Source organism: Magnetococcales bacterium (assembly GCA_015228935.1).
GTDB lineage: Bacteria > Pseudomonadota > Magnetococcia > Magnetococcales > DC0425bin3 > HA3dbin3.
Genome location: JADGCO010000127.1, coordinates 1 through 10,260 on the forward strand (window position 1 = coordinate 1; position 10,260 = coordinate 10,260).

At 57.3% G+C, this 10,260-nt stretch carries 9 protein-coding genes; 6 read left to right on the forward strand and 3 right to left on the reverse strand.

Annotated elements, in window-relative coordinates:
• The coding region (locus tag HQL65_18660) for a DUF1156 domain-containing protein (GenBank protein ID MBF0138260.1) at positions 1-283 on the reverse strand (283 nt) is incomplete at its 3' end.
• 210 nt (positions 284-493) lie between these two features.
• On the opposite strand from HQL65_18660, the gene HQL65_18665 reads away from it, so the two are divergent.
• The 4 genes from HQL65_18665 (at position 494) to HQL65_18680 (ending at position 4,208) form a co-directional block, all read left to right on the forward strand.
• On the forward strand, positions 494-1,243 hold the full coding sequence (locus tag HQL65_18665; GenBank protein MBF0138261.1) for a YebC/PmpR family DNA-binding transcriptional regulator: 750 nt from the start codon (positions 494-496) through the stop codon (positions 1,241-1,243).
• A gap of 62 nt (positions 1,244-1,305) precedes the next feature.
• Complete coding sequence (ruvC, locus tag HQL65_18670) at positions 1,306-1,791, forward strand: crossover junction endodeoxyribonuclease RuvC (GenBank protein ID MBF0138262.1); 486 nt, start codon at positions 1,306-1,308, stop codon at positions 1,789-1,791.
• 45 nt (positions 1,792-1,836) lie between these two features.
• Entirely contained in the window at positions 1,837-2,394 is a 558-nt protein-coding gene (locus HQL65_18675; protein MBF0138263.1) for a hypothetical protein, read from the forward strand.
• Positions 2,395-2,408: 14 nt separating this feature from the next.
• Positions 2,409-4,208 (forward strand): tetratricopeptide repeat protein, encoded by a 1,800-nt coding sequence (locus tag HQL65_18680; protein MBF0138264.1) that lies wholly within the window; start codon positions 2,409-2,411, stop codon positions 4,206-4,208.
• 18 nt (positions 4,209-4,226) lie between these two features.
• On the opposite strand, the gene HQL65_18685 is transcribed toward HQL65_18680, so the two are convergent.
• Positions 4,227-4,613 (reverse strand): hypothetical protein, encoded by a 387-nt coding sequence (locus tag HQL65_18685; GenBank protein ID MBF0138265.1) that lies wholly within the window; start codon positions 4,611-4,613, stop codon positions 4,227-4,229.
• Between the two features lie 172 nt (positions 4,614-4,785).
• Here HQL65_18685 and HQL65_18690 point away from each other — a divergent pair, with 172 nt between their 5' ends.
• Positions 4,786-6,165 carry a UDP-N-acetylmuramoyl-tripeptide--D-alanyl-D-alanine ligase gene (locus HQL65_18690; protein MBF0138266.1) on the forward strand — a complete coding sequence of 460 codons (1,380 nt, stop codon included), beginning with the start codon at positions 4,786-4,788 and terminating at the stop codon, positions 6,163-6,165.
• 12 nt (positions 6,166-6,177) lie between these two features.
• Entirely contained in the window at positions 6,178-7,272 is a 1,095-nt protein-coding gene (locus HQL65_18695) for a phospho-N-acetylmuramoyl-pentapeptide-transferase (protein ID MBF0138267.1), read from the forward strand.
• A 174-nt stretch (positions 7,273-7,446) separates the two neighbouring features.
• Here HQL65_18695 and HQL65_18700 read toward each other — a convergent pair whose 3' ends face one another.
• On the reverse strand, positions 7,447-10,164 hold the full coding sequence (locus tag HQL65_18700) for a histidine kinase (GenBank protein MBF0138268.1): 2,718 nt from the start codon (positions 10,162-10,164) through the stop codon (positions 7,447-7,449).
• Between the last annotated feature and the right edge of the window lie 96 nt (positions 10,165-10,260).

Consider the following 10,260-nt stretch of genomic DNA (forward strand, 5'->3'; position numbering starts at 1 on the left):
TTTCCCACTTGACCAGATCGCGAATGATCCGGAACAACACCTCCCGCTCGGCATCGGCCCTGGCTTTGGTTTTTCCGCTGGAATAACCTTGTTCGCCACCCGGATCGTTTACCAACTGCGCAAACAACACTGCCCGTGCCGCCGCCAAAGGTCGTCGCGCCCACCACAAATGCAACGTGGAAGGGTGCCCGTGACGGATGGATTTTTCCCGTGCCGCCGCCAGGTTGATGTCGTCCAGAGGGAGGGCGACTTCGATGAGTTTTTTGGGAGTTTTGATGGACATGCAGGATTATTCCTAAAAAAAACGTGGCTTTGCGACATAAAGGATCGATTTTCATTCATCCGGCGCTTTTGTCATGTTTATTCTGCAAGATCGGATTGACTTGGGCAACTCTGGACACGTGGGTCGGATTTGTCTAACCTGCGCCGGAGGTCAGCGGTTTTTGAAATGCCACCGCCGGGTTGGACGGAAGCCAGATGCAGGGAGCCAAACATGGCAGGACACAGCAAGTGGGCCAACATCAAGCACCGTAAAGGGGCACAGGACGCCAAACGTGGCAAAGTCTTCACGAAGCTGATTCGTGAAATCACCATATCCGCTCGCAGTGGGGGCGCGGATTATAATTCCAACCCAAGGTTGCGAGCTGCCATGGCCGCTGCCCGCGCCCAAAACATGGCCAAGGATACCATCGAAAAGGCCATCAAACGGGGGACTGGCGACCTGGATGGGGTGGATTACCAGGAAGTCCGCTATGAAGGGTATGGTCCAGGTGGCGTGGCCATGATGGTGGATACCCTCACCGACAACATCAACCGTACCGTGGCCGACGTGCGTTCCCTGCTGGGCAAGTATGGCGGCAATCTCGGCACGACCGGCTGTGTCGCCTATCTGTTCGATCAAAAAGGGCAAATCATCCTGGATAAGGGTAATGAGGAAACCCTCATGGAAATCACCCTGGAGGCCGGTGCCGAGGATCTCATCGCCGATGGCGACGGCTTTGAAATCATCACCCGCCCCGAAGATTTCGAAAAGGTTTTGCAGGCGCTGGCCAAGGCCGGTTTCGACAAACCTGTCTCAGCCGAAATCACCATGCGTCCCCAGACCACCGTCACCCTGGGCGACAAACCCGCCGAAAGCATGCTCAAGCTCATGGATATTCTGGAAGATCATGATGACGTGCAGCGGGTGCATGCCAATTTCGACATTCCCGACGATGTGATGGAACGTCTGAGCGGCGGCTGAGGTGGAAACCCGGCCCCTGGTCGCCCAGGCCATGATCTCCACCCCGAAAGCGGCTGCATGACATGCGTACCCTGGGCATCGATCCGGGTACCACGGCGACCGGATGGGGTATCGTCGATGCAGAAGGAAACCGTCTGCGCCATGTGGCCCATGGGACCATTCGTACCCGGTCCGCCGCGCCCCTTCCGGAACGCCTGGCGGATATTTTTCACGGTTTGTGTCGTGTCATTGCGGATCATCAACCCCAGGTGGCTGCCGTGGAGGCCATATTCCTGGCAAACAACGTCCAGAGTGCCATGAAACTCGGTCATGCCCGGGGAGCAGCCATCGTCGCTGCCAGCCACAGTGGTCTGCCGGTCCACGAATATGCCGCCCTGGTGGTCAAAAAATCTGTCGTGGGATATGGCCGGGCCGAAAAGCAACAGGTTCAGGAGATGATGCGCATCCTGTTGGGAATGGGTCAAACAGCACCCAGGGATGCTGCCGATGCCCTGGCCGTCGCCGTCTGCCATGTGAACCATGCCAGCTCACCGTTGTTGGGTCGATAACAGAGACGTATACCCCCCTCCCCGTGCCTGACAGGAGATTTTTTCATGCAATTCATTCCTTGCACCATGCCAACCGTGCTGGCTTTGTTGACCGTGATGGTGGCAGGTCTGTTTCCCGGCCTGGCAGCCGCCCAGCCGACCGTCGAGGATATGCTGCCGCGTCTGGGCGGCTATGAATGGACCCTCGATCCGGCCAGATTCAAGGATCCGGGTCCCGATACCGATCTGACCCTGATGGCGATTGTCAAGGATACAAAACAGCCCAATTACATACGGTTCCGTGCCCTGGAACTGTTGCGCCTTTACCCCACGGATCGTGTGGCTGATTTTCTGGAGTCCACCCTTGCCACGGCACCTGTATCCTCTTTTGTGCGCCGTGCCCTGGAAAGTCACGCCACCGCCTTTGCCAAAACCCGCACGGCACGTGTGGAACGTCTGGCCGGCGACCTGCTCTCCCATAACGATCCCAACGTGCGCATCCAGGCCGCCCAAATCCTGCGTTCCCTGAAAACCTCCACCGCCGAGGCCCTCTACCGCCAACGTCTCGAAAAGGTTCCTGAATCCTGGGAACGGGAGCAGTGGCAGCAGGAAAGTTCGCGCTGAATCCCGGGGCGTTCATGATCCGAAGCGAGAGTCTGCGACCGGTTTTGCTGGTCGCAGGTTTGCTGATCGTCTGGATCATGCTCCCCTATGGGCAGGTGGTCACCTTTCCGTTCATCAATCTCGATGACACCCGCTATCTCCTCCTGAATCCCGCCGTGCAGAATGGTCTGACCTGGGAAAGTGTGCTATGGGCCTGGACCAATATCCATGTCGGCTATTGGATTCCGCTGACCTGGACCTCCCTGCTGCTCGATATCACCCTGTTTGGCCTGCATCCGGGAGCCATTCACGGTGTCAACCTGCTCCTGCATGTCGGCAATACGCTCCTGTTGTTTTTTCTGTTCCGACGTCTGACCGGGCGGCTGTTGCCCAGCGCCCTGGCTGCCGCCCTGTTCGGTATCCACCCCCAACACGTCGAGGCCGTGGTCTGGGTGGTCGAACGCAAAGAGATGCTGGCCGGATTTTTCGGTCTCCTCTCCCTGCATGGGCATGTGACTGCCGTTCAATCTGCGCAACCAGGCAGGAGGATCCGTTGGTCGGCGTGGCTTTGTTACGGGGCATCCCTCCTTTGCAAACCCAACTGGGTTGCGTTGCCTCTGCTTTTGTTGCTCCTGGATTTTTGGCCCCTGCAGCGCAGCCATCTGGGTTGGCGTTTTCTGATCCGGGAAAAGTTGCCTTTTTTTATTCTTGCCGCGAGTGTCGCCTCCCTGACCCTGATCACCACCGCCAGCATGCCGGAGCTGCACGGCGACCGCCTGGATTGGGAGCTGCTGCCCCTGGGACCCCGTCTGGCCAACATGGTCGTGGTCTACCCGCAATATGTGTACAAGACCATCCTCCCCTGGAATCTGGCCGCCTTCTATCCCCATCCACAGACGACGCTCCCTCCCCTGACCGTGGCCTTGTCATTGTTGTTTCTGTTGCTTGTATCGGGTGTTGTCCTGGCCAGGCGGCACAGCCGTCCGTCCTGGTTTGTGGGCTGGTTCTGGTTTTTGCTGGCCTTGTTTCCGGTCACGGGTCTGGCCCAGGCCGGCATTCAGGCCATGGCGGACCGTTTTACCTACATGCCCCACATGGGCCTGTTTCTGGTTTTGGCTGCCGTATTGCCGGATTGGCAGCTTTCCTCCCGACACCGGCCCATGCCAGGCTTCATTCTGGCTGCTGTCATCCTGGTGGTGTTCAGTATCGGGTGTTGGCGGCAGGTGGGATACTGGCAGGAGAGTGGGACCCTCTGGCGGCATGCCCTTCAGGTCACCGCCAGCAACCCCCTCGTCCATTATCTTCTTGGAAAACATGAGCTTGATCAAGGACGACCTGCTGCTGCCGTGGAACAGTTTTCCGCCGCCCTGCATCTGGCCCCCCGGTCGCCCTACACCATTCACTACAAAATGGCCCGTTCCCTCCTGGCTCTGCACCGTTTTTCCGAGGCGCGCACCGCCATTCAACAAGCCCTGGCCACCTCACCCGACAATCCTCCCATTCTCATGGAAATGGGCCGCCGTTTCATGACGCCACAGACGCTTGATCTTTCCCTGGGATTTTTCGGCAAGGTTTTGCAGTTGCCCGGAAAAGTTCAGTCAGCCGACCTTTCTCAGGCCCATTTTCTGCTGGCAATTGGCTTGACCGCCCTGGGACACCTCCCGGATGCCATGCCCCATTTGCAAACGGCCCTGGCCCAGCCCGGATCTGAAACTGAATCCCGTTGTGCCGTCCTGACTGCACTCCTGGCTGACAATCCGCAACTGGGAGATGCATTTCCCACCCAGGTTGCCAGTTTGAAGTCGTATTGCGATGGACCGCATTTTAAAAAATAATTCACGTCGAGGCGATGATCATCCTTTCGGCCATCGGCAGAGTCTCCTCAAAAAGCTCCCGGCACGGCCGGTGACACCCCATGTGACACCCCATGTGACACCCCATGTGAATGGATGGCGGCCAGAGAGCTGGATCCCTTTCTCCCTGTTTCTGGAAAACCCAATGCCCGTATGGCCACCAGGAGGCGTGCCCGGACCGTCCAAACCCAGGCATCCCGGCCACTCCCGGCCAGATTGGGCAAAGGTTCCGCCCAGGGGAAGCGCCACCGGTTGCAGACACCGGTCCAGCAACACGTCGATATGCCCCAGATTCCGCCGCAGATACGGCTCGGCAAGAATCTCCGTCAGCTTCGTTTCCACAGATTGCTCGAACCGGGCATACACGTCACCGCGACAGGGAACCATTCACGACCGGGATTCATTTTTAAAAATAAACACATGCCTTCATTCTATTCCATTTTCATGTCCAGTACCAGGAGTTCAAGTCAGCCATGGGTACCCCTTTCGACTTGGCACAATTTTAGCGTAGCGCCAGATGAAATTGTGCCAAAACGAGGACGAAGAGGGGAGGCTTCTGTTGTTCGACTTGGAATTCGCAGGGCAGGCGTTGGGTGTGGTGCCATTTTTTCCCGGACATTTTTCATCCGGGATTACATTGACATCCGTGACCATTGACAGTCGGCGGGTAGCACCCGGGGCGTTGTTTGTTGCCATTCTGGGACCACGCTTTGACGGACACGATTTTGTCGCCGAGGCCGTTGCCAAGGGGTGTGTGGCCGTGGTGGTGAGTCGCCCGCCGGTCAATCCTTTGTCGGTGCCGGTATTTCTGGTCCCGGATACCCAGGTGGCTTTGACCCGGTTGGCCATGGCCTGGCGGCAGCGGGTCAATCCCCTGGTGGTGGCAGTCACCGGCTCCTCGGGCAAGACCACGGTCAAGGAGATGATCACCGCCTGTCTGGTTTCTGGCGGCGATGTCCATGCCACCCGGGGCAACCTGAACAATCATCTGGGCCTGCCGTTGACCCTGCTCGCCATGCCGGCCACATGTCGGGTGTTGGTGGCGGAGATGGGGATGAGTGCGGCAGGCGAAATTCGCCATCTGGCCAGCGTGGCCCCGCCGCAGGTGGCCGTGGTCACGAGTGTCACCTCGGCCCATCTGGAGCATCTCGGCACCCTGGAAAACATTGCGCGGGCCAAGGCGGAACTGCTGGAAGCCCTTGCGCCGTCGGGTTTGGGAATCATCCCCGGCGACAATCCTTTTACTGAATTATTGCGGAGTCTCTGTCGCGGTCGGGTTGGCACTTTTGGTTTTGCGGCGACGGATCCTTTCCGGGCCACGCATCTGCGTTTTGAGGGAGATGGCCAGCGGTTTCGTCTGCATCTGGATCCGGAAGGGGTGGAGCTGGACCTCACCGTGCGGCATCCGGGTCGGTTCATGGTGGCCAATGCCGTGGCCGCCGCCACTGCGGCCCATGCCGCCGGTGCCGATCCGGCCACGATTGCAACGGCCCTGGCGGCTTTCCAACCCGAAGCCGGTCGCGGGGGCATACGCCAAAGCCCCCATGGCTGGCGTGTGGTGGATGACACCTACAATGCCAACCCCGGCTCCATGGCCGTGGCCCTGGATTCTCTCGCACATCTTGCCCCTCCCGGTCATCGGGTGGCGGTTTTGGGAGACATGCTGGAGTTGGGTCCAACGACTGCGTCCATACACGCCGGTCTGGCCGAATCCGTGCGCCAGGCAGCGGTGGATCGGCTTTTTACGGCTGGACCCTGCATGGCTGCCCTGCACCAAGCGGTCAAAAACGATGCCGGCAGGGATTGCCAGCATCGGGATGATCCGGCCCAGTGGCTGGGTGACATCCGCTCCCGGCTCGGGACGGATGATGTGGTGCTTGTCAAAGGTTCCCGCGGTATGCGGATGGAACGAATTGTCCAGGATCTCCTGGCAGATTGAGAAAGTGAAAACATGCTCTACCACCTGCTGTTTCCCTTGTCCGAATGGTCGGGCTATTTATCTTTTCTTAATCTTTTCAAATACATTACGTTCAGAACCGTGGGAGCGATCCTGACGGCGCTGCTGCTTTCGTTCCTGTTGGGTCCCTGGATGATCCGCACGTTGCGGGTCATGCAGAAAAAAGGGCAACCCATCCGGACAGATGGACCCCAACGCCACATCGTGGAAAAAAAAGGGACACCCACCATGGGCGGAACCCTGATCCTGGTGGCCATCGTGGGGCCAACCCTGTTGTGGGCAGATCTGGGCAATGCCTTTATCTGGATGGTCCTGCTGACCACCCTGGGATTTGGTGCCATCGGCTTCTGGGATGACAGTCGCAAACTGCTCTGGAACAATCCCAAGGGCGTGCCGGCCCGTACCCGGTTGTTGTTGCAGATTTTGATTGCCCTGGGTGCGGCATTGCTCCTGAAATTTCATGGCAGCGGTCAGTTTGGCTTGTTGACGGTTCCCTTTTTCAAACATGTCCTGCCGGATCTGGGCTGGTTGTTTCTGCCCTTTGCGGTGTTGGTCATTGTCGGCAGCGGCAATGCCGTCAATCTGACCGATGGGCTGGATGGTCTGGCCATTGGGCAGACCCTGCTGGTGGCAGCCAGTTTTGCCATCATCAGCTATGTGACGGGCCACGTCCATTTTGCCAATTATCTGGGAATCGTCTACGTGCCCGGTGCCGGAGAGATGACGGTTTTTTGTGGGGCAATGCTGGGGGCATCACTGGGGTTTCTCTGGTTCAATGCCTATCCGGCCCAGGTGTTCATGGGCGATGTGGGTGCCCTGGCTCTGGGGGCGGCCCTGGGCAGCGTGGCGTTGGTGACCCATCACGAAATTGTCCTGTTCATCACGGGTGGCGTTTTTGTGATGGAGACCCTGTCGGTGGTGTTGCAGGTGGCCTCTTTCAAGATGATTGGCCGGCGGGTTTTTCGCATGGCCCCCATTCATCACCATTTTGAACTCAAAGGGTGGGCTGAACCCAAGATCATTGTGCGTTTTTGGATCATTTCGGTGATCCTGGCCCTGGTGGGACTGGCCACACTGAAAATTCGTTGAAATGAAAAACTGGGATGGAGGTCCAGGAGGAAGGGCTGTGCCCTTCCTCTTGGCGGGGTTTGGGGCGGAGCCCCAATAAAATCTTTCTTTCCAATTTTTTTTATCTGAGTGTTGATGGACAGCCTCTAAGATGCGTAGTCTGGAAAACCGGCAGTCCGGAAAACCGGGGGTCGGTCAGGGACGGGGCAGAAGGAAGGTAAAGGTTGACCCTTGCCCCAACTCGCTTTCCACCCATATGCGTCCCTGGTGCCGTTCGATGATGCGGCGACAAATGGTCAGGCCCAGGCCGCTTCCCAGAGGAAAATCCACGGCATCGATGTGGGCCTGGTAGAATTTTTCAAAAATACGATCCACGTCTTCCCGGGGGATTCCCGCGCCGTTATCCACCACGGCCAGGCCCACCCCATCGGGAAGATTTCGCAATTCAATGGCCACCTGGCCGGTATGCGCATCACAAAATTTGACGGCATTGGACAACAGATTGATCACGACCTGGATGATCTTGTCCCGATCCGCCTGCAAGAGAAAGGGTTCAGGAGGGACCTTGTTGACCAGTTGCACCGATTTGTTATCGAACAGTTGACGGGTGGCGTCGATGGCTTCATGGGCAATTTGCGCCAGATCGACCTCGGTGAGATGCCACTCCATCATGCCGGATTCAATCTTGGCCAGGTCCAGTATCTGATTGACCAGCCGGGTCAGGCGTTCGGCCTCCTTGATGATGATGTCGGTAAATTTTTTGCGTTCGGCGACGGCCATTTCTTCATTGTCGCGCAGTATTTCGGAGAAGGCGCGGATGGCGGTCAACGGGGTGCGCAATTCGTGGCTGATGGTGGACAAAAATTCATCTTTCAGGCGGTCCAGCTCCTGGAGACGCGCATTGGCATCCTGCAATTGCCGGGTGGCAGCTTCCAACTGGCGTGATTTCAGCTCCAGACGCAGGCTGTATTCGATCACCTGATTCGTTTTGTCGAGGATGCGCATCACCCCGTGCAAATCCAGTTCCTCTCCCTTGACGACGGAAGAGATCATGACCCGCGCCGAGGCGGAACCAATGGTGCCTGTCAGGCGTTTTTCGGCAAAAGCCACCAGATGTGCCGGGGCCTGGGCGGCATCGGTCAGTTTGAGGTGGCGCTGCTGGAGATAATTGGTAAATATGTGTTCCGCCTGTGTGGGGCCGATGAATCGGGAGACCAGTTTTTTCAATTCACCCACGGAAACGAAACCGTTCCATAAATATTCATTGCCGCCCCTGGCCCCTTTTTCGTAAACGTTGACAAAATTGAGGGCCTGGATGCGTTCCACGGCGGTTTGCCGGTCGAACAGGGAGATGGCGACCAGGATGCCGGTATTGGCCAGCATGCTCCAGAAAACCGAATGCGTGATCGGATCGGAGAGGGGCAGGCCAAACAGGGCTTGCGGTTTGAGCCAGGCGATTCCCCAGGGGCCTTCGGTCAAAAAGCTGGTGGCAATCCAGCCGGACTTGGCAAAGGAGGCGAGCAACAGGGTATGGGTCCACACCAGAAAACCGGCCAGCAGCCCGCCAATGGCTCCCCGGCGGCTGGCCCTTTGCCAGTAGATTCCCAGCAAAATGGCCGGTGCAAACTGGGCCACGGCGGCAAAGGAGACCATGCCGATGCTGACCAGGGTGTGGGATTCGCCGATGAGACGATAATAGAGATATCCCAGTAATAATAAGTCTAAAATAATTCCGCGCCGAATGTACAAAATCAATTTGGAGAGATCATCCCGAAAGGCGGTGCGAAAACGCAGCAACAATGGAATGATCAGATCGTTGCTGACCATGGTGGACATGGCGATGGTCTCGACGATCACCATGCTGGTGGCCGCCGACAAGCCGCCCAGAAACACCAGCAATGCCAGCCAGTTTTGTTGGCCATGGATGGGCAGGGTCAACACATAGGTGTCCGGATCCAGGGTGCCGTCCGTAAAAATCAGGCGACCGGCCAGCGCAATGGGCAGGACAAACAGGTTGATGATCAACAGATAGAGGGGAAACATCCAGGAGGCCTGGCGGATGTGATTTTTATTGACATTTTCCACCACCAGGACCTGAAACTGGCGGGGCAGGAAGAGGACGGCCATCATGGCGAGAAAGGTCATGGAAAACCAGGCAGGATAACCACCTGGTATCGCATCGAAGGTCATCAGGCGTTTGCTGCTGGGATCTGCCAGCGCTTTCTGGAACAAATCACCAAAACCATCGAACAATCCGTATGTGACAAAGATGCCGACCGACAAAAATGCCGCCAATTTGACCATGGATTCAAAGGCAATGGCTGTCACCATGCCTTCGTGGCGTTCACTGGCGTCCAGGTGACGGGTCCCGAACAGAATGGAAAACAGGGCCAGCAGCATGGTGACGTAGAGGGCCGTGTTGTTCCAATGGGCATGTGAACTTTCCCCAGAAAACCCGACATCCAGATGATGGATCAGCACATCCAGACTGACGGCCACGGCCTTCAGTTGCAGGGCAATGTAGGGCATGATGCCGATGACCACAAACAGGGTCACCATGCCGCCGAGCAAGGGGTACTTGCCATACCGGGATGAAATAAAATCGGCAATGGAGGTGATGTGATTTTTTTTGGAAATGGTGATGATTTTTCCCAGAAGAATCCACCAGATAGCCGCCATCAGCGTGGGACCCAGAAAGATGGGCAGGAAGCCGATGCCACTGACCGTCGCCCGTCCCACGCTGCCATAATAGGTCCATGATGTACAATAGACGGCAATGGACAGGGTGTAGATGGTGGCATTGTTGACCAGGGAACGTCCTTGTGCTGCCCGATGGTCGGCGTAATAGGCCACGGCAAACAGCAGGCCCAGATAGCTTATGGAAACCAGGGGAACAATGAGTTGCCAGGACATGTCGCAGCATCCACCGAAATCAAGACAAGGGTTCCGAATGAGTAACTATTCGGCCCCCCTATTTTAGTAAACGTTTGAAAAACTGGGAAGGAGGTC